Origin of the sequence: Chromobacterium fluminis (assembly GCF_011602385.1) — a bacterium.
GTDB lineage: Bacteria > Pseudomonadota > Gammaproteobacteria > Burkholderiales > Chromobacteriaceae > Chromobacterium > Chromobacterium fluminis.
This window is the reverse complement of the sequence record NZ_JAAOMA010000036.1, coordinates 31,008-50,268: the sequence shown is the minus strand read 5'-3', so window position 1 is coordinate 50,268 and position 19,261 is coordinate 31,008. Positions and strand designations below refer to the sequence as shown.

Below are 19,261 nucleotides of genomic sequence, written 5' to 3'. Positions count from 1 at the left end.
TGTTTGGTCATCGACCGAGCACTTACACCTATCGGTTATTCGTTTTGTTAAAGAGCGGTGCAGATCGCTGCGCTTCGTTTCCGCCGCTGCGTTGTCTGCTGAGGAGGCGAACTATACGTCACGCCCCCTAACCCGTCAACACCTTTTGTGAAAGTTTTTTGACGAAAGCCGCCTCCTGCAGGCTATCTCCATGATTTATATTGAATCATCCGCGCAAACAAACTTGAGACTCCCCGCCGGAACTGATAAGGACTGTCGCTTTCGGATTGAAAAAACGATAATTCCTCCCCTCGTCCGCCCTTCTAGAAGCACGACAATGCGCAACAAAACTTGGATTTTCGACCTGGACGACACCCTGCACCACGCCAGCGGCGGCATTTTCGCCCACATCAGCCATGCGATGTCCGCCTATATGATGAAACATCTGCAGGTGGACGCAGTGGAAGCGCGCTTGTTGCGGGAACGTTACTGGGCGCAGTACGGCGCCACCATGCACGGCCTGGTGACCCATCACAACATTGATCCGCACGACTTTCTATTGGAAACCCATAAGCTGGAGGAGCTGGAGCAGTGGCTGTTCGCCGAACACAATCTGGCGGAGTCGCTGCGCGCCCTACCCGGCCGCAAGGTGATTTTCTCCAACGGGCCGCATCACTATGTGGAGGGCATCTTGCAGCGTCTGGCGATAGAGCGGCACTTCCACTCCATATATGGCGTCGAGCAACTGGACTATGTGCCCAAGCCTCATGTGGGCGCCTTCCGTAAAGTGCTGGCCAGAGAGAAACTGGATCCGCGGCATTGCATCATGGTGGAGGACTCGCTGCCCAATCTGCTGACGGCGAAGAAGCTGGGCATGAAAACAATCTGGGTAAGCAAGCAGGTGCGGCGACCGGCGCATGTAGACATTCGCATCGCCGCCATAGGAGAGTTGGCGCGCCGACGCTGGGACTGAGATGAAAAAAGGCCGGTTTCCCGGCCTTTTCTTATATAGAGTGTCCTGCTTACTTCAACTTGATCTCGGACCACACCTTGTTCAGCTCGCGGCGGTCCTTGGCGTTCAGGTCTTTCAACTGCTGCAGGCGCGGCAGTTCGCCGGCGGTCGGGAAGATCGCATGTACCTTGGTCAGTTCCGGTTTAACGAACTTGCCGGCGGCGGCGTTGGGGTTGCCCGAGCCCATCTCGTTGGTCAGACCGGAAGCGTTCTTGCCGTCCAGCATGAAGTTGATGAATTTGTAAGCCAGGTCCTTGCGCGGCGCATCCTTCAATACCACAAAGTTGTCCAGCGACAGGGTGTTGCCTTCCTTCTGCAAGGAGAAGTTGACACCGAACTTGCGGCCGGCTTTCTTCGCGTCCTGCTGCGCCTGGTACATATCGTTGGAATAGCCCAACGCGACGTATATATTGCCTACCGTCAACTCCTTAATGTAGGACTGGTTGTTGAAGGCGGCCCAGTAAGGCTTGGCCTTCAGGATCACGTCGCGCGCGGCTTTCCAGTCCGCCGGGTTGGTGGAGTTGGCCGGCTTGCCCAGATACATCAAAGCGGCGGACACCAGTTCGCGCTGGGAATCCAGCACCGTGATCTTGCCCTTGAGCTTGGCCAATACGGCCGGATCAAAGATCAAGGCCCAGCTATTGGCCTTGTCCAGCAAGCCCAGCTCTTTCAATTTGGTTTCGTTGTAGCCCAGCAGCGTGGTGGTGAAGGCGTAAGGGACGGAATACTGGTTTCCCTTGTCGAAGAAGCTGTTCAGATAGCCTGCGTTCAGGTTCTTGAAATTGGACAGCTGCTTTTTATCCAGCGGCTGAGCCTTGCCCTGCTTGATCAGCGCTTCCACCGCGAAGCCGGTGGGCACCACGATGTCGTAGCCCTTGGCGCCGGCGGCCAGCTTGGCCAGCATTTCTTCGTTGTCGCCGTAGAAGTCCTGAACCAGCTTGCACTTGCAGTAGGCTTCAAAGCTCTTGGCGGTGCTTTCCGACAGGTAGTTGTTCCAGTTGTAGAGGTGCAGTTCTTCCGCTGCGTACGCCTGAGCAGATACGGCCAGGGCAAGCGTCACGAGGACTTTTTTCATTGCGTTTTTCCTTCTATTCGCACAAGTGCGTTGCGACTACATGAAAAACCGGCCGGCTCCCTTGCGCCCGGCCGGGGCCCTACTACTTAAAACAGACTCTCAAAGCGTGTTTACGATCTCGCGAGCTAGAGCGGGACAAGGCGAAAACAGCTGAAGAAGCGGACTGTACATAGAGTACATGAGCATTCTGAAGGTGTTTTCAACGCCGTATCGCCGACGCGCAGCAAATCGTAAACAGGCTTTCAGCCATTGGCCCGCAACGCGCTGGGCGACACGCGCGAAGCAATGACGATCAGCACCAAGGTCAACAGCATTAGCAAACTGGAAACGGCGTTCACTTCCGGCGTCACCGCGATCTTGATCATCGAGTAGATCTCCAACGGCAGCATGCTGGCGCCGGCGCCGGCGGTGAAGAAGGTGATCACGAAGTCGTCGATGGACAGGGTGAAGGCCATCAGCGCCCCGGCGATGATGCCCGGCTTGATCACCGGCAGAGTGATCAGACGGAAGGCCTGGAACGGCGTCGCGCCCAGATCTCGCGCCGCTTCCACCAGGCTGTCGTCCATGCCCTGCATCCGCGCGCGCACCACGATGGCGACGAAACCGATGCAGAAGGCCACATGGGACAGCAGGATGGTGATCATGCCCAGTTCCAGAATGCCGAGGAGTTGGTTGACGATGACGAAGAAGATCACCAGCGACACCCCCATCAACAATTCCGGAATGGCGATGGGCGTCAGCACCAGGAAGGGCAGGAGGCGCAGCTTGTAGCGATGCATGGCGATGCCGGCCAAGGTACCCAGCACGGTGGAGCAGGCGCTGGCGATGATGCCGATGATTAGCGAGTTGGCCGCCGCGCTCAGCATCTTCTCGTTGTGGAACAGTTTGTCGTACCACTTGAGGGTGAAGCCCACCCATTCCGCATTGAGCCTGGAGTCGTTGAACGAGTACAGCACCACGATCACCAGCGGCAGATAGAGGAAGGCATAGGTCAGCATCGCCGACGCCCACAACCAACGGGATTGTTTCTTAGCCACGTTTCTTGCCTCCTCTACCCACCATTGCGCCCAAGGCCGCAATCAGCAGCACGCCGCCCGTCAACATGATGGACAGCACCGAGCCAAACGGCCAATCGCGAGTGTCCAGTATCTGCTGCTTGATCAGGTTGCCTATCATGATGGAATCGGTGCCGCCCAGGATGTCCGGAATCGCGAACATGCCTAGCGCCGGGATGAACACCAGCGCGGAGCCCGCGAACACGCCGGGCAACGACAGCGGCCAGGTGACGCGCCAGAAGCGTTGCCAGACGTTGGCGCCAAGATCCTGTGCCGCGTCCAGCAAAGCCATATCGTGCTTTTCCAGATTGGCGTACAACGGCAACACCATGAAGGGCAGGTGCACATAGACCAGGCCGACGATGACGGCGAACGGGGTGAACAGCAGGCGCACCGGTTCAAAACCCAGCGAGGTCACCACCACGTTCAGCATCTTGGTGAACGCCGATTGCGGCCCCAGGATAATCATCCAGGCGTAGATGCGGATCAGGAAGTTGGACCAGAACGGCAGGATCACCAGCAGCAGCATCAGGTCGCGGTATTTCTTGCCGGAGCGGGCGATCAGCCAGGCCAGCGGGTAGGCCATCAGCAGGCAGACCACGGTGGTGATCCCCGCGTAGCCGGCGGATTTGATGAACAGCTCGATATAGAGCGGTTCCTCCACCAGCCGGTAGAAGTTGTCCAGGGTCAGATCCCAGACCAGCTTGCCTTCCTCGAGGTAATACATCGGCGCGAGGCCGCCGTAATCGCCCGGATTGCGGAAAGCCGCCACCACCATGATCAGCGACGGCACCAGGAAAAACAGGATCAGGTAGACCAGCGGCGGCCACGACAGCGCCCACTTGCCGAATCGATCTCGAATCGCCATGCGCGTTTACTCCGTCAGGAAGCTGCCGGCGTCGAAGCGCCAGGCCAGTTCCACGATGTCGTTGTCGTCAAAGAATTTGGCGACGCCCGGGATGCTGTTGGGCAGCATCGCTTCCACCATCACGCCTTCGCCCACTTCCACCACGTAGAGCGTGACGTCACCCAGGTACAGGCAATCGTGAACGCGGCCCTTGAAATAAGCCTCGTCGTGGTGAGCGGGCAAGCTTTTGTCCAGCTTGACCTTCTCCGGCCGCAACGCCAGCCAGCCGGTCTGCCCTTCGCGCACGTCCGGCACGGTCAGACAGCGCACTTCGCCGCAGCCTTTCAGGTCCACCAGCATGGTGTCGCCGTCCACGCTCTTGACCTTGCCTTCCAGCACATTGCACTGACCGAGAAAGTCCGCGACGAAGCGGTTCTTGGGTTTGCTGTAAATGGTTTCCGGCGCGTCCAATTGCTCCACCTGGCCGTGGCTCATCACCGCGATGCGGTGGCTGAGCGCCAGCGCTTCGCCCTGGTCGTGGGTAACGTACACAAAGGTGATGCCCACTTCTTTTTGCAGATTGATCAGTTCCAACTGCATTTCTTCGCGCAGTTTGGCGTCCAGCGCGGACAAGGGTTCGTCCAACAGCAGCAGCCGCGGACGGTCCACCAGCGCTCGGGCGATGGCCACGCGCTGACGCTGTCCGCCGGACATCTCATGCGGGTAGCGGTCACCGAACTGGGTCAGGCGCACGTCTTCCAGCAACTCATCCACCTGGGCGGCGATCTTGGCCTTGTCCCACTTGGCCATTTTGAGCGGGAAGGCGATGTTTTCGCGCACCGTCATATGCGGGAACAAGGCATAGCTTTGAAACACGGTGTGCACCGGACGTTTTTCCGGCTGCACCTGCGACATGTCCTGACCGTCCAGCAGGATCTGGCCGGAATCCGGCTGCTCGAAGCCGGCCAGCATGCGCAGCAAGGTGGTCTTGCCGCAACCGGAGGGCCCGAGCAGGGTGAAGAACTCGCCAGCCTCTACCGACAGGCTGACATTGTTGACCGCCGTGTAGTCGCCGAAGCGCTTGACGACGTTTTTGATTTCAAGGAGAGCCATTGTCTTCCCCGCCCAAGAAAAAGGGCGCCAGTTTAACAAAAAAGATAAAGCTGGGGCCGTTGAAATCCCTTGAAAATTCAAGACCTCAGCGCATTTTTTCCATTGTGAAAACCGGGCGTTCGGGCCGGGCCGGTAAGTTGCTATTTTCTCAGCAGAAAACCACGCGCCGCCCGCTTGGTTTTCGGTGCGGCGCAACATGGTTCCAATTCAAATAATTGATGCTTTTTGACAACAACCGTCGGCATCTCGCCGTCTACGAGCCGCCAAACAGCGCTTACCACTGCCCTTCGTTGAAGAAGCGGCGGTAGCGCTCCACCCAGCTCGAGATGTCGAAACCGTTGGCCTTCAGCCAGTCGTGGTTGTAGTAGCTGCCCAGGTAGCGGTTGCCGTCATCGCAGATCAGCGTGACGATGGAACCGCTGCGGCCCTGGCTGCGCATCTGCCCCACCAGCTCGCAAACGCCGTAAAAATTAGTGCCGGTGGAGCCGCCGCAACGGCGTCCCAGCACTTCTTCCAGAAAGTGGATGGCGGCGTAGCTGGCGACATTGGGCACCCGGATCACACTGTCGATGACAGTCGGAATGAAAGAGGGTTCCACCCGCGGCCGGCCTATGCCCTCAACCCCGGAGCCGCCTTCGCAGCGACAATCCATGCTGCCGGTATGGAAACTGTCGTAGAACACCGAGTTTTCCGGGTCCACCACGCACACCTTGGTCGGCAACTTCTGGTAGCGCACGTAGCGGCCAAAAGTGGCCGAGGTGCCGCCGGTGCCGGCGCCGCAAACGATCCAGTCCGGCACCGGATTGGGCTCGTACGCCATTTGGGTGAAAATGGTGTCGGCGATATTATTGTTGCCGCGCCAGTCGGTGGCGCGTTCGGCGTAGGTGAACTGGTCCATGTAATGGCCGTTCAACTCCTGCGCCAGGCGTTTGGACTCGTCGTAAATGGTGGCCGGATCGTCCACCAAGTGGCTGCGACCGCCATAGAATTCGATGGCGCGGATTTTTTCCTGCGAGGTACTCTTGGGCATCACCGCGATGAAGGGCAAACCCAGCAAGCGGGAAAAATAGGCCTCGGACACCGCGGTGCTGCCGCTGGAGGCCTCGATGATGGTGCTTCCTTCTCGTATCCAGCCATTGCACAAGCCGTACAGAAACAGCGAGCGCGCCAGCCTGTGCTTGAGGCTGCCGGTGGGATGAGTGGATTCGTCCTTGAAATAGAGCTGTATCTCCGGCGCGCCGGGGATGGGCAACGGAATCAGATGCGTGTCGCTGGAGCGATTGAAATCGGCCTCGATCTTGCGCACTGCCTGGGCAACCCAATCAGTCATCTTGCTTCTCCAGTGTCGAAAAGTTCTCAATCGACCATTCTAACGCGACAAGCAAGAAAAAACGCCCCGTAGGGCGTTTTGGGCTCGTAAAGGTTTTACGATCAGAATTTGGTGCCGAAGCCGATGCCGAATACCCACGGATCGATCTTCAGCTCGCCCAGTTTGGCGCCGCCCAGTTGATCCGCGGTCACATCGGTCTTGATCCAGATCTTCTTAACGTCCAGGTTGACGAACCAGCTCTTGTTGATCGCGTAGTCCGCGCCCAGTTGCAGCGCCGGGCCCCAGCTGTTTTTCTTCACGCTCAAATTGGTATTGGCGGCGGCTGCACGCAAACCGTCATTGTAGAAACGGGTGTAGTTGATGCCGGCGCCCACGTACGGACGGAAGGTGGCTTCCGGCGCGAAGTGGTATTGCAGGGTCAGGGTCGGCGGCAGCACCGATACTTTGCCGACGGAGCCGAAGGCGTTGGTGGTGATTTCGTGGCGAGTGGTGCCCAGAATCAGCTCGGCGCCGATATTGTTGGTGATCATATAGGTGAAGTCGACCTCAGGCGCCCAGCTGTCCTTGGCGTCGACATTCAAGCCCGCCACCGCGCCGGAGTTGCTCCAGCTGGCGTCCGGGTTAACATTGATCACGCGGAAGCGCGCCAGGATGTCGCCTTGGGCGGCGAAGGCGCTAGCGGAAACCAGGCCGATCATTGCGGCGAGAGCGAGCTTTTTCATATTGGGTTCTCCTGTCATGTTTGGTCGAATGCAGGCCTGGCGCTTGCCGCCATCGTTGACTTTGACTGCGGGCAGCAGTAGCGTTCGGCGTCCGGTGGCAGATTATCCAAGCACCTAATATCAAACTTTGCGCCAGATCATGAGATGGTCATGAAATATGCAGATTTACGGGAGTTTGTCTCCCAATTGGAACAACAAGGCCTGCTGAAACGAATTGCGGCCCCGGTCTCCCCACATCTGGAGATGACCGAGATCGGCGACAGGGTACTGAAAGCCGGCGGTCCCGCGCTGCTGTTCGAACAGCCAGTCAAGGATGGCAAACGCTTCGATTACCCAGTGCTGGCCAATCTGTTCGGCACGCCCGAGCGCGTAGCGCTGGGCATGGGCGCCGCCGACGTGATGCAGCTGCGCGAGATCGGCAAGACCCTGGCCTATCTGAAAGAACCGGAGCCGCCCAAGGGCCTGAAAGACGTCTGGGACAAGCTGCCCTTGCTGAAACAGCTGCTGTCGATGGCGCCGAAGGAGGTCAGCAAGGCGCCGTGCCAGCAAATCGTCTGGGAAGGCGAGGAAGTGGATCTGGAACGGCTGCCCATCCAGCACTGCTGGCCCGGAGACGTGGCCCCGTTGATCACCTGGGGCCTGACCGTGACCCGCGGTCCCAACAAGAAACGCCAGAACCTGGGCATTTATCGCCAGCAGCTGATAGGCAGGAACCGCGTCATCATGCGCTGGCTGGCCCACCGCGGCGGCGCGCTGGATTACCGCGAATTCTGCCAACAGCACCCCGGCAAACCTTACCCGGTGGCGGTGGTGCTGGGCTGCGACCCGGCGACGATACTGGGCGCGGTGACGCCGGTGCCGGACAGCTTGTCCGAGTATCAGTTCGCCGGCCTGCTGCGCGGCAGCCGCACCGAGCTGGTGAAATGCCTGGGTTCGGACCTGCAAGTGCCGGCGCGCGCCGAAATCGTGCTGGAAGGCCATATCCACCCTGACGATACCGCGATGGAAGGCCCTTACGGCGACCACACCGGCTATTACAACGAACAGGACCGCTTCCCGGTGCTGACCGTGGACCGCGTCACCCTGCGCGAGAACGCGATCTACCACAGCACCTACACCGGCAAGCCGCCGGACGAGCCGGCGGTGCTGGGCGTGGCGCTGAACGAGGTGTTCGTGCCCATCCTGCAAAAGCAGTTTCCGGAAATCGTCGATTTCTACCTGCCGCCGGAAGGCTGCAGCTACCGGATGGCGGTGGTCAGCATCAAGAAGCAATACCCCGGCCACGCCAAGCGGGTGATGATGGGATGCTGGAGCTTCCTGCGCCAGTTCATGTACACCAAATTCATCGTGGTGGTGGACGACGACGTCAACACCCGGGACTGGAAGGAAGTGATCTGGGCGATCACCACGCGCATGGATCCGGTGCGCGACACCACCTTGATCGAGCATACGCCGATCGACTACCTGGACTTCGCCAGCCCGGTGTCCGGCCTGGGCGGCAAAATGGGCCTGGACGCCACCAACAAGATGCCGGGCGAAACCAGCCGCGAATGGGGCGTGCCCATCGTGATGGACGAGGCGGTCAAACAACGCGTAGACAGGATGTGGCGGGATTTGGGCCTGTAGGCCCGGAAGACAAGCGCCTGGCCTCTTTCGAAGCCAGGCGGTTTTCACAACTCAACGCGGTTCAAGCACTTCCGCCTGCAGCAACACGGCCTCGCGCCCCAGCAACGGATGGGTCAGGTAAGGCCCGGCCCGATAGCGAATGCGCGAACCAGTCCGCTTCTTCAACGCGGCCACATCCGCGGCCCCCAGGCCCTTGCCGTCGGCGGCGGGCTGGATGACGAAGGTGCCGCCATCCCCCTTTTCCACGCCCAAGCGCACCAGCGGCGGCGCGCCGACGGCGACCAGGGTGCCCTCCTCCCACGGCGGCAGCGACATCGCGCCGGCTCCGGCGCAAAGACCTAGCCACAGCAGCAGTCCGCGCATCATGGCTTGACCAGGATCAGATGGCTGTTGGCCGGCACCGTCACTCGCGCCACGCCGCGTGACAGCGGCAGACTCTGCTTATAGGTTTCCGCCGTCGCCAAGGCGCTCCAGCCGATTTCCTGCGCCTGGAACGGCACCGCCGGCAGCAACAAACTCTTGCCGTTGGGGAAGTACTGATTGGCAGGCAGGCTCAGCGTCTTGGCCGGGAAGCCGTAACCGCTGGCAGGATTGCCACCCAGCGCCAGCGTGGTGTTGAGGCGCAGCATCAGGCTGCTGTAATCCCCGGCGCCCACCGCGCGCAAACCATCGTTCAAGGCTCGCTCGCCGGTATTGGCGCCGGTCACCCACGGCTTCATCACCCCCGCGCCGAACTGGTGCAGCATCTGCATGCCCACCGCCAGCGCTTTCGGGTAGCAAGTGTAATTCGACGCCGCCACGCTCCAGCCCTTCAGATTGCAGGCCGGCCGGCGCAGGAAGCTTTCAAAGTCGCCGCCGCGGCGCAAGTCCGGATGGGAGTTGGCGTCGCTGCCGCGACCGCCGGTGAAGGTGTCCGCCGACACCAGATAGCCCATGGTCTGGGCCGCCAGCTCGTTTTCCCACACCGTTGGACTGCCGGAGCCCGGCGGCTTGCGCAAAATCTTGTTGTAGGCGTAAAGCACGTGCAGGTATTCGTGAGCCAGCGTGGACAAGGCCAGGCTGGGGCCATTGCCCTTCATGCTCCAGTTGCGGCCCGGATCGGCCTGGGCAAAGGTGTCCAGGTCCACGAAGGTGGCCAAGGCCTGGTTGCTCTTGCCCACCACGTCGCGGCACTCTTGATCCGCGCCGCACATGGTCGGCGCGGCCGACGCCAGCAAGGCGTTGGTCCAGCGCACATAGCCGAGCAAGCGGCTTCCATTGGCCTGATTCGGATCATTCAGCCGGCTCAGCACCAAGTGCACGTCCTTGGTGTCGCCGGGCAGGGCCAGCGCGCGCCAGCCCGGATCGATGTCATTGCCCCAAGGCTCGCTGACGACCGAAGCTTCCAGCGGGTAGACGCTGTTGGCGAAGCGCTCGGCCAGCGCGTCGGCCTGATCGCTGCCGACGCTGACGTCCAGCCCGTCCTGCGCCCACACATAGACCTTGCCGCCGCCGTTGGGCAAATCCCGCATGGCTTGCAGGCTGGTGGCGCTGTCGCTGTCCATATCGTGCCAAACTCGTTTGTCGCCGATAACGTAGCTGGCCGCCTGCAAACTGGCCTGCTCCGCCAACAAGCGGTGCGAACCGGCGCCCCGCAGCGACAAAGCGCCGGAGCGCGCCGCCGCGCCCACCGCGGTCGTCACCGCCTGGCTTTCCGCCTCCAGGCGCTCCGCGGCGGCGTCGGACCCGCCGCGCAGACCGGAAGCGCCGAGCTTGGGCTGGCTGGAGCTGTCGCCGGCGCTGACGCGCGACACGACCATTTGCCAGGCGGCACTCAAGGGGTCGCCGCTGATAGACACCGTTTGCGCCTGCGCGCCGGTATTGGTGTACTGGTAGACAGAGCCCGGTTGCGCCCTGCTGGCCGACGCCGGCAAACGGCACACATTGCCCGAGCACGGCAATGCAGTCACCTCCGCGCCGTCCGTCGCCAGCATCCTGCCAGATGCCGACGCTCCAGCGGCCGAACCGCTACTGCCGGCGCTGCCGCCGCCACCTCCGCCGCATGCGCTCAACAACGCTGAAATCACGGATACCGCCAATATTGTTTTTGTGTGTTTCATCCCTGTAGTCATCCATTTCATGTATTGAGAATGAGAAAAAATACTAATTCCATTCCAATGGCAATGACTACGGCAAATAATTACATTTTTTTATGATATTTGTTTAGTTAGAGTGACAGAAACCTACGCACAGCCGACGAAGCGCAAAGCCGGCAAGCCTGCTATCATCGCCAGGTCTTTGAATAAGGAGCTGTCATGTCCCTTCGCAACCCCAATTCCCCGCATCGCCTGAGCCGCCTGAAAACCCGTCAACGCAAGAAAATGCGCGTTGGCGAATTCCGCGAGCTGGGCTTCCATCTGATCGCCTTGCTGCACGAGGGCGCGGATTCCGAAACGCTGCTGGACGCCTGGCTGGTCCAGGTGGACGACGCCGGCATCAGCTTCGGCGGCCATTTCGACGGCGCCGGCAAGCTGGAAGGCGTAGCCTTCCCGGTGGGCGAGGTCAAGATCAGCGACGAGTTGCGCCAGCAACTGCTGTCCTGGCTGCAAGCCCGCGCCGAAGTGAAATCGGTGGAAGGCGGCGAATTGATCGATCTGTGGCACAACCACTGATCTTCCCCCGTCCAATGTGAAAAAACCGGCTTCTGCCGGTTTTTTTATGTCGCGTCCAATGGACTGACCATCTGATAGCGTCAGGACAGCTTGCGGAACACTCTATAGCCGATATAGAGCCAGGTTTCCCTCGCCAGAAAGCGGGACCAACTGGACAGCGTCCGGTAGCGGCTGGATTGCGTGGGCGCGGGATAGGCGGTCAGACCGATGTCGGTGGCCATCAGCACCGAGCGGCGCATATGCAGCGGATCGCTGACCAAGAGGAAGGAACGGATGCCGAACTGGCTGCTCAACTCGCGCGCGTTCTCCAGGTTTTGCCAAGTGGTGCGCGACTGGTTTTCCGCCAGCATCGCCGTCATCGGCACTCCCTGCTTGGCGGCGAAGTCGCGGCCCACATCGGCTTCCGATGGATAACCCGGTTCCGGCGTGCCGCCGGTGAACACGATCCAGCGCACCTTGCCGGATTTATACAGTTTGACCGCGTGGTTGATGCGCTCGCGGAACACCGGCGACGGGCGCTTGCCCCAAGCAGCCGCCCCCAACACTAGCGCCGCGTCGGCTTGCGGTTCGTTTGCGCTGCCGCCGAAATCGACGATGCTCCAGGCTACGTAGCTGAAGCCCAGCACCACCAGCAAAATCGCCAGCACAAAGCCTTTCAACATCAAACGCAAGTAGAGCATGGGTACCGCAAGTGAAGGGTGGAACGCCGATTGTACCCGCAAATCGGAGGCTAGCGGCAAGGCCGCGCGCGCGGCGTCTACTTCTCCAATTCCCAAATCGCCGCCTGCAAGGACTCCATCCGCGCGGCAAGCGCCAGTTGCACGTCGTCCAACGCCTTGTTGTAAATGTCTCTGCCGATTTTATCTGCGACGAAGTCCAGCAGAAATTGCGCGTCGAACTGCCCCAGTTCGAAGCCGAACTGGTCTTGCGCATACTGTTGCAATTGCGGAGCCAGCGCTTGCAGCTGAGCGGGGGTCAACATTGAATGATTGGCCATGGCGTGCCGCCCTGTGCGATTGAAAGCCGCGATTATGGCGGCTATTCGCCGATGCTGGAAGCGGTTTCCCCACCCACTGTTAAGTGGACAGCGTCCGCCCCCATTTCAGCAGGCCCGCCCGCCACTGCCGCTGGCCGTTCAATTGCCAGGCAAGCAGTTGGTCGCCGGCCTCGCCGCACCAGAGGGGATGCGCCCGCATTTCGCTAAGCAAGGCCTCCGCGGCCTGGCTGTCGTCAAAACACAGCGCCAGCCAATCCGCCCCCGCTCGCGTCAACACGCGGCGCAGCTTGTCCGGCCACGGCGCTGCGCCGCGCCACACCCCGGCGCCGTGAAAACAGCCTGAGCGCAGCCATTGCCGCCGGACGCGCCACTGTTCGGCGCTCAGCGCGCACAGGCCGCGCGGAAACTCCAAGCTCCACCATAGCGCAGCTTGCATGTGTCGCCCTTTCAATTGTGCGGTGCACCATTTTTTATACCCGTATTCCGCTTCCGCCGCAAGCGCCGCCGGCGCGGATAAAAAAACAGGCCGCGCAAGGCGGCCTGATCAAGTTGAAACGCTCACAACGATAAGTCATACAAGGGAAATCAATTACACGGTCACCCAGCGCGGCCGGGTCAGCTCTTCCGGCTTCAGCAGCATATCCAGCTGCTCGCGGCTCAGCAGGCCTTGTTCCAGCACGATGTCGGCGACGCTGCCGCCGGTGGAGTGCGCCTGCACCGCCACATTGGTGGCGGCGGCGTAGCCGATGATGGGGTTGAGTGCGGTCACCAGACCAATGGAGTTCTCCACGCTGGCGTGCAGGCGTTCGCGATTCGCGGTGATGCCTTTGACGCAGTTCTCGGTCAGCGTGGCGCAGGCGGCGGCCAGATGGCCCATGCTGTGGAACAGGCTGTAGGCGATCACCGGCTCGAAGGCGTTCAGCTGCAACTGCCCGGCTTCCGCCGCCATGGTGATGGTGACGTCGTTGCCTATCACCTCGTAAGCCACTTGGCTCACCACTTCCGGAATCACCGGATTCACCTTGCCCGGCATGATGGACGAACCGGCCTGCCGCGCTGGCAGGTTGATCTCGCCGAAGCCGGCGCGCGGGCCGGACGACAACAGACGCAAGTCGTTGCAGCTCTTGGACAGTTTGACCGCGATGCGCTTGAGCACGCTGGACAGTTGCACAAAGGCGCCGCAGTCCTGAGTAGCTTCGATCAGATTGGGCGCGGTCAGCAAGGTGTGGCCGCTCAGCTCGGACAGATGCAGGCAAGCCAGACGCGCATAATCCGGATGCGCGGTAATGCCGGTGCCGATGGCGGTGGCGCCCAGATTGATCTCCAGCATCAGCGCGCTGGCTTCCATCAAGCGCTGCTCGTCCTCTTGCAGCATCACCGCGTAGGTCATGAACTCCTGGCCCAGCGTCATCGGCACCGCGTCCTGCAGCTGGGTGCGCCCCATCTTCAGGTAGTCCTTGAACTCGTCGGCTTTGACGGCGAAGGCCTCGCGCAACGTCGCCATCCGGGTCAGCAGCTTGTTGGCGCCCCAGAACGCCGCCAACCGCAAGGCGGTCGGGTAAACGTCGTTGGTGCTCTGACACAGATTGACGTGTTCGTTGGGATGCAGATGCTGATACTCGCCCTTGGCGTGGCCCATCAGCTCCAAGGCGCGGTTGGCGATCACCTCGTTGGCGTTCATATTGGTCGAGGTGCCTGCCCCGCCCTGGATCGCATCCACCACGAACTGCTCATGCCAGCGGCCGGCGCGGATTTCCTCGCAGGCGGCGATGATGGCCTGGGCGATGGGCGCCGGCAACAGCCCCAGGTCGCGGTTGGCCTGGGCGGCGGCCTGCTTGATACAGGCCAAGGCGCGGATCAGATCGCCGTAGCCGGCAATGCTCTGGCCGGTAATGGGAAAGTTTTCGACTGCGCGCAAGGTGTGCACACCCCAGTAGACATCGGCGGGCACTTCACGATCGCCTAACAGATCATGTTCTATGCGGGTCGTCATGGATGCTTCTCCTGATACGGATGACGCCACGCGCTCGCGTGGCTTGAAGCAGCGCACTCTATGCCATGCCGCGACGGCTGGCCAATTCGAAATGCCGATGGGGTCATGCAGGAAACGCATAACCTTGCCGGCGCCCGAAACGCTCCCGATCATCTTCCTCAACAAGCCTGATATTGGCGCGTCAGATAATCCCAAAAAGCCTTCAAAGCCGGGCGCTGACGCTTCTGATCCACGTAAAGGCGAATGTCCATCTCCACCTGCCAGGACTCGTCGCCGGCGGCCGCCAACAAACCCTCCTGCGTCTCCCGGTGCGCCGAACTCTCCGGCAAGAAAGCCAGGCCATGCCCTTCCAGCACCATGTGTTTGAGGCCTTCCGCCATATCGGTTTCATAGCGCAGCGCCAACTTGGCCGGCTGCGGAGCGGACTCCAGGATCAGATCGCTCATCAACCGGAAATAGGCGTTGCTAGCGTAGCCAAGAAAAGGCAGCGGCTGCTGCGCGCTGCCGGGCAGTTGGTAACGCGGCCGGCCGGCCTCCGCGATCGAGAACGGCCTCAGCCGCTCAACGCCCAGCTTCAGTCCCAAATAACGGGCGTCGGTCAACTCCACCGGTTGCTTGGGATGGTGGTAGCACATCAATAGGTCGCTGCCGCCTTCCACGAAAGCCAGCAGCGCGTCATGCACATTGCTGGCCTGCAGCCTACAGGGCAAGGCACCGTAACCGCTCTGCGCCTGGGACAGCCATTTGGGAAAGAAGGAGAAGGACAGCGTGTGCGGCACCGCGAACTCCAGCGTGCCGGCGGCCAGCGGCTGCAAACCGCGCAGCAGGGCGCGGCTGGTGTTGAGCTGGGACAGCATGGCCACCGCCTGCTCGCGAAACAGCGCGCCGGCCTCGGTCAAGCGCGTAGGATAGGTGGTGCGGTCGATCAGGTCGGCCCCAAGCCAGCTCTCCAGCGACTTGATTCGCCGCGAGAACGCCGGTTGAGTCAGGTGGCGCAGTTCCGCCGCGCGGGTAAAGCTGCCGGTTTCCGCCAGCACCAGGAAGTCTTCAAGCCACCGGGTTTCCATCGCGCTGTTCCGCCAGGTTGATCAAGAGTTGCGATAGTAGCGCAAACGCAGCGCAAGCCGGCGACTTTGACCTGCTGCAAACCCAAAGTCATAAACCGGGGTAGAATAACGCAACTATCTGGCACCATCCGCATGCATATTACTCATTTCATCTGGCAAAAGCTGCTGGGCATGGCGCCCGGCGAGATCCAGAGCGGCGACACGCTCTGGCTGCTGAGCCCTCGCCAGCACATGCCCTTGCTGACGCAGCGACGCGCGCTGATGCTGGTCAACCGCTGCCGGCTGTTCGCCATCCTGTTCTCCGCGCTGACGCCGGCTTGGGCGGTGATCGACTTGCTGACCCTGCCCTATCCGCTGTCGCTGCAACTGGCGGCGCTGCGCCTGTTGGTCTCCGCCGCCTTCGTCGCGCTGGCGGTCTGGCAGCCGATGGATGGCCGCCTGCCCTCGGCCTATCGCGGCATCGCGCTCTTGTTCGCCATCCCCACCCTGTTCTACATCGCCTCTCACTTGCTGCTGCGCCGTTATCATCTGGAGGGCTTGTCCGCCGCCATCGGCGCCGGCTACGCCTTCCTGCCCTTCGTGCTGCTGGCCGGACTGGCGATCTTTCCGCTGACGCTGCTGGAGAGCCTGGCTTTCGCCAGCCCGGCCTTGCTCGGCTTCGTGCTGACCAGCCTGCTGGACCTGAACGGCGACAACCTGCCCGGCTTCGGCGGCGAGTTCTGGCTCTTGTCTCTGCTGGCCGGCGTCTCCGCCATCGCCAGCGTCAGCCAGTTGGCCTTCATCATCGTGCTGGTCCACCAGGCGATACGCGACCCGCTGACCGGGATCTTCTCGCGCCGCAGCGGCGAGGAGATGCTGGGCTTGCTGGAATTGCAGGCTCAACGCAGTCGGCAACCGCTGAGCCTGGCCTTTATCGATCTGGATCACTTCAAGGCGATCAACGACCACTATGGCCACCTGGCCGGCGATCAGGTCTTGCGCCATTTCGCCGAGCTGATGGAAGGAAGGCTGCGACGCAGTGATGTGCTGGTGCGTTGGGGCGGCGAGGAGTTCGTGCTGCTGATGCCCGGCGCGCAATTGGCCCACGCGGCCCAGGTCATCGCCCGGCTGCGTGCCCAGGGCCTCGGCGAGCGGCCTGAAGGCCTGCCGCTGACCGCCAGCATCGGCGTGGCGGAGTTGTTTCAGGATGGCTGCGCCGATTGGCGCGCGCTGGTGGACCTGGCCGATACCCGCATGTACCGGGCGAAGCAAGCCGGGCGCAACCAGGTCGTGATCTCCGACTAACGCTTTACCCGCCGGGCGAGTTTGCTTATCGTTGACGGCATGACCGTTCTCACCGCCTCGTTCCGTCTCCGCCCTCGCGGCGTCACCGCCGCGCTGCTGCTCAGCCTGTTGGCCCATGGCGCGCTGCTGTGGCTGGCCAAGCCCGGCGGCCGCCCGGACGCCGATGCGGCACCGCCGCTGCGAATACAGCTGAATCCGCCTGCTCCGGCCATTGCCCCGCCTCCGGCGCGCGCCGTCGCGTCCGAACTTCCATCCCCAAAACCAGCCGCGGCTCCGCGGCGTCCGCCGGCCGTGGCGCGGATAGACGCTCACGGCCCCGGCGAGCGTCGCCATCAAGGCAGGCTTGGGCGAAGCCAAAGCGAAGCTTCGGCCCCCAGCCCGGGCTTGACCTTGGGCGGCCTGCGCCAGCAAGTGCGCGAACAAGCCGCCGCCGCGCCGGAAAAAACCGCCCCGCTGCCGGCCGACCCCGCCAAAACGAAATTGGCCCGCTCTATCGAGCGGGCCGAAAAACCGGACTGTAAGACCCGCTACTCCTCATTCGGCCTGCTGGCGATCCCTATCCTGGCTGTGCAAAGCGCGCGCGAGGACGGCTGCAAATGGTGAACCGCCCCCCGCCTCCTCAAGATGCCGCGTTCTCCCGCGTCACCCAGTCCTGAGTGGCGTCGGCGGCGCGGAACTCGCGCACGGCCTGTTGCAGCAAAGCAAACGCCGTCGGCGCGTCCAGCCGCCCGCAGGCCTCGTCCATGCTCGCCAATAGCTCCTGCATCTCCGCGTCCGACAAGCAGTATTCCTGAGCGCGCATGATGCGTTCGTGATCGGTGGCCAGCACGTTGTCGCCGATCAGCAACTCCTCATACAGCTTCTCCCCAGGCCTCAGGCCGGTGATGCGGATCTCGATGTCGCCGCCGGGCCGGCTCGCGTCCTTCAACTCCAGGCCGGACAGATGGACCATGCGCCGCGCCAAATCGATGATGCGCACCGGCTGGCCCATATCCAGCACGAACACGTCTCCGCCGTCCCCCATCGCGCCGGCTTGTATCACCAGCTGCGCCGCCTCGGGAATCGTCATGAAATAACGGGTGATATCGGCGTGAGTCAGCGTGATCGGTCCGCCTGCCTTGATCTGGGCTCGGAACAAGGGCACCACCGAGCCGGAACTGCCCAGCACATTGCCAAAGCGCACCATGACGAAGCGGGTGGCGCTGCCGCGCGCGTGTCGAGTCTGCAGCGTCAGCTCCGCCATGCGCTTGGTGGCGCCCATCACATTGGTGGGACGCACAGCCTTGTCGGTGGAGATCAGCACAAAGGTGTCCACGCCACAATCCTCGGCCGCGCGCGCGGTGGTGTCGGTGCCGAACACATTGTTGACGATGCCGGCTACGGGATTGTGCTCCACCATGGGCACATGCTTGTAGGCGGCAGCGTGATAAACGGTATCCACCTTGAAGGCTCGCATCACCTGCACCAGCCGCTGGTAATCAGTAACCGAGCCCAGGACCGGCGTGCGCGCCGGCGAACCCGCGGCGCGATCCAGCTCCTGATCGATGGCGTACAGTGCGTATTCTGACTGCTCGAACAGGATGATGCGCACCGGCTGGTTCTTGGCGATCTGGCGCACCAGTTCGGAGCCGATGGAGCCTCCGGCGCCGGTGACCATTACCACCTTGCCGCTGATATTGCGCGCCAGCAGATCAGGCTTGGGCGGCACCGGGTCGCGGCCCAACAGGTCTTCGATCTCAACCTCTTTCAGCTCCTCCACCCTCGCCTCGCCGGACACCAGGTCCGCCATGCCCGGCAAACGCTTGATCGGCACCCGCAGCAGTTCCAGAGTTTCCAGTATCTCGCGCTGGCGACTGCGGCTGACTGAAGGCATCGCCAACAGAATGCACTTGGCCTCCAGGTCTTTGACCAGCTGCGGCAGATCACGCGGCGGATGCACCGCCACGCCGCGGAAGGTGCGGCGATGCAGCTCGGGGCTGTCGTCGACGAAGGCCATCGGCCGATATTCGCGGCCGGCCTGCAGGGCCAGCATCAGTTGCACGCCGGCATGGCCGGCGCCGTAGATGATCACGTGCTCGCGCGGCGCGTCCACCGCGTCGATGCGGCGCACCAGGCCCCGCAGCAGGAAACGGCTGCCCCCGATATAGGCCATGGCGAACACCCAGAAGATGATCACCGAGGTGCGCGGCATCGCCCAGATGTGCGCCATCTGCAGCACCGCCTGCAACACCAGCACCGACAAGGTCACCCCGGAGAACACGGTCAGGATGATCTTGTCGTCCAGATATTTGAGCACCGCGCGGTACAGGCCCAGCTTGATGAAGATGGGAATCGCCCACAGCGGCGGCACGATGAAAATCCACAAATGCGGATTAAGCTTGGGGTCCCAATAGCCGCCCAGGCGGAGGAAAACCGCGCTCCACAGCGCCAGCGGCAACAGCAGCGCGTCCATCAGCGCCAGCATCGCCATCTTGTTGTGGCGGGAGAAGGCGAGCAGTTTTTCAAACATG

Annotated in this window: 20 protein-coding genes; 6 read left to right on the top strand and 14 right to left on the bottom strand. The window is 61.9% G+C overall.

The window, feature by feature from the left end:
- Positions 1 to 316: 316 nt before the first annotated feature.
- Entirely contained in the window at positions 317 to 952 is a 636-nt protein-coding gene (locus HA052_RS20490) for a pyrimidine 5'-nucleotidase (RefSeq protein ID WP_166453350.1), read from the top strand.
- Positions 953 to 1,001: 49 nt separating this feature from the next.
- Here HA052_RS20490 and HA052_RS20485 read toward each other — a convergent pair whose 3' ends face one another.
- The 4 genes from HA052_RS20485 to HA052_RS20470 all read right to left on the bottom strand — a co-directional run bounded on the left by HA052_RS20485 (position 1,002) and on the right by HA052_RS20470 (position 5,081).
- On the bottom strand, positions 1,002 to 2,066 hold the full coding sequence (locus tag HA052_RS20485) for an ABC transporter substrate-binding protein (RefSeq protein WP_166453349.1): 1,065 nt from the start codon (positions 2,064 to 2,066) through the stop codon (positions 1,002 to 1,004).
- A 242-nt stretch (positions 2,067 to 2,308) separates the two neighbouring features.
- A complete protein-coding gene (locus tag HA052_RS20480; RefSeq protein ID WP_254894535.1) occupies positions 2,309 to 3,103 on the bottom strand; it encodes an ABC transporter permease in 795 nt (264 codons plus the stop codon).
- On the bottom strand, positions 3,096 to 3,989 hold the full coding sequence (locus HA052_RS20475) for an ABC transporter permease (protein WP_206118977.1): 894 nt from the start codon (positions 3,987 to 3,989) through the stop codon (positions 3,096 to 3,098). The genes HA052_RS20480 and HA052_RS20475 overlap by 8 nt, the downstream gene beginning before the upstream one ends.
- A 6-nt stretch (positions 3,990 to 3,995) precedes the next feature.
- Entirely contained in the window at positions 3,996 to 5,081 is a 1,086-nt protein-coding gene (locus tag HA052_RS20470) for an ABC transporter ATP-binding protein (protein WP_166453348.1), read from the bottom strand.
- Between HA052_RS20470 and HA052_RS20465 the strand changes: the two genes are divergently transcribed.
- Entirely contained in the window at positions 5,081 to 5,296 is a 216-nt protein-coding gene (locus tag HA052_RS20465) for a hypothetical protein (RefSeq protein WP_166453347.1), read from the top strand. The two genes, HA052_RS20470 and HA052_RS20465, sit on opposite strands and share 1 nt — an antisense overlap.
- Positions 5,297 to 5,355: 59 nt before the next feature.
- Here the strand turns inward: HA052_RS20465 and HA052_RS20460 are convergent, their stop codons facing one another.
- Complete coding sequence (locus HA052_RS20460) at positions 5,356 to 6,411, bottom strand: PLP-dependent cysteine synthase family protein (RefSeq protein ID WP_019102514.1); 1,056 nt, start codon at positions 6,409 to 6,411, stop codon at positions 5,356 to 5,358.
- A 101-nt stretch (positions 6,412 to 6,512) separates the two neighbouring features.
- Entirely contained in the window at positions 6,513 to 7,133 is a 621-nt protein-coding gene (locus tag HA052_RS20455) for an OmpW/AlkL family protein (RefSeq protein WP_166453346.1), read from the bottom strand.
- A 150-nt stretch (positions 7,134 to 7,283) separates the two neighbouring features.
- On the opposite strand from HA052_RS20455, the gene ubiD reads away from it, so the two are divergent.
- Positions 7,284 to 8,759: a 4-hydroxy-3-polyprenylbenzoate decarboxylase gene (gene ubiD, locus HA052_RS20450; RefSeq protein ID WP_166453345.1), complete on the top strand. Its 1,476-nt coding sequence runs from the start codon at positions 7,284 to 7,286 to the stop codon at positions 8,757 to 8,759.
- 51 nt (positions 8,760 to 8,810) lie between these two features.
- Here the strand turns inward: ubiD and HA052_RS20445 are convergent, their stop codons facing one another.
- On the bottom strand, positions 8,811 to 9,125 hold the full coding sequence (locus tag HA052_RS20445) for a hypothetical protein (RefSeq protein WP_166453344.1): 315 nt from the start codon (positions 9,123 to 9,125) through the stop codon (positions 8,811 to 8,813).
- The gene (locus HA052_RS20440; protein ID WP_166453343.1) at positions 9,122 to 10,708 is read right to left on the bottom strand and encodes a M30 family metallopeptidase; all 1,587 of its coding nucleotides are present in this window, start codon (positions 10,706 to 10,708) and stop codon (positions 9,122 to 9,124) included. Before HA052_RS20440 ends, HA052_RS20445 begins: the two co-directional genes overlap by 4 nt.
- Positions 10,709 to 11,053: 345 nt before the next feature.
- Between HA052_RS20440 and HA052_RS20435 the strand changes: the two genes are divergently transcribed.
- Positions 11,054 to 11,410: a 50S ribosome-binding protein YggL gene (locus HA052_RS20435; protein WP_081546462.1), complete on the top strand. Its 357-nt coding sequence runs from the start codon at positions 11,054 to 11,056 to the stop codon at positions 11,408 to 11,410.
- A gap of 80 nt (positions 11,411 to 11,490) precedes the next feature.
- Here the strand turns inward: HA052_RS20435 and HA052_RS20430 are convergent, their stop codons facing one another.
- The 5 genes from HA052_RS20430 to HA052_RS20410 all read right to left on the bottom strand — a co-directional run bounded on the left by HA052_RS20430 (position 11,491) and on the right by HA052_RS20410 (position 15,467).
- Complete coding sequence (locus tag HA052_RS20430) at positions 11,491 to 12,090, bottom strand: YdcF family protein (protein WP_019103655.1); 600 nt, start codon at positions 12,088 to 12,090, stop codon at positions 11,491 to 11,493.
- A 77-nt stretch (positions 12,091 to 12,167) separates the two neighbouring features.
- Complete coding sequence (locus HA052_RS20425) at positions 12,168 to 12,407, bottom strand: DUF2164 domain-containing protein (protein ID WP_166453342.1); 240 nt, start codon at positions 12,405 to 12,407, stop codon at positions 12,168 to 12,170.
- Between the two features lie 79 nt (positions 12,408 to 12,486).
- Positions 12,487 to 12,843, bottom strand: a complete 357-nt coding sequence (locus HA052_RS20420) for a hypothetical protein (RefSeq protein WP_166453341.1) — start codon at positions 12,841 to 12,843, stop codon at positions 12,487 to 12,489.
- Between the two features lie 153 nt (positions 12,844 to 12,996).
- Positions 12,997 to 14,400 carry an aspartate ammonia-lyase gene (gene aspA / locus HA052_RS20415; protein WP_166453340.1) on the bottom strand — a complete coding sequence of 468 codons (1,404 nt, stop codon included), beginning with the start codon at positions 14,398 to 14,400 and terminating at the stop codon, positions 12,997 to 12,999.
- Positions 14,401 to 14,558: 158 nt separating this feature from the next.
- Entirely contained in the window at positions 14,559 to 15,467 is a 909-nt protein-coding gene (locus HA052_RS20410) for a LysR family transcriptional regulator (RefSeq protein ID WP_166453339.1), read from the bottom strand.
- A 132-nt stretch (positions 15,468 to 15,599) separates the two neighbouring features.
- On the opposite strand from HA052_RS20410, the gene HA052_RS20405 reads away from it, so the two are divergent.
- Both HA052_RS20405 and HA052_RS20400 read left to right on the top strand, forming a co-directional pair.
- Positions 15,600 to 16,751, top strand: coding sequence for a GGDEF domain-containing protein (locus tag HA052_RS20405; RefSeq protein ID WP_081546452.1), 1,152 nt, complete (start codon positions 15,600 to 15,602; stop codon positions 16,749 to 16,751).
- A 39-nt stretch (positions 16,752 to 16,790) separates the two neighbouring features.
- The gene (locus tag HA052_RS20400; RefSeq protein WP_166453338.1) at positions 16,791 to 17,354 is read left to right on the top strand and encodes a hypothetical protein; all 564 of its coding nucleotides are present in this window, start codon (positions 16,791 to 16,793) and stop codon (positions 17,352 to 17,354) included.
- A 16-nt stretch (positions 17,355 to 17,370) separates the two neighbouring features.
- Here HA052_RS20400 and HA052_RS20395 read toward each other — a convergent pair whose 3' ends face one another.
- The gene (locus HA052_RS20395) at positions 17,371 to 19,260 is read right to left on the bottom strand and encodes a polysaccharide biosynthesis protein (protein WP_166453337.1); all 1,890 of its coding nucleotides are present in this window, start codon (positions 19,258 to 19,260) and stop codon (positions 17,371 to 17,373) included.
- Between the last annotated feature and the right edge of the window lies 1 nt (position 19,261).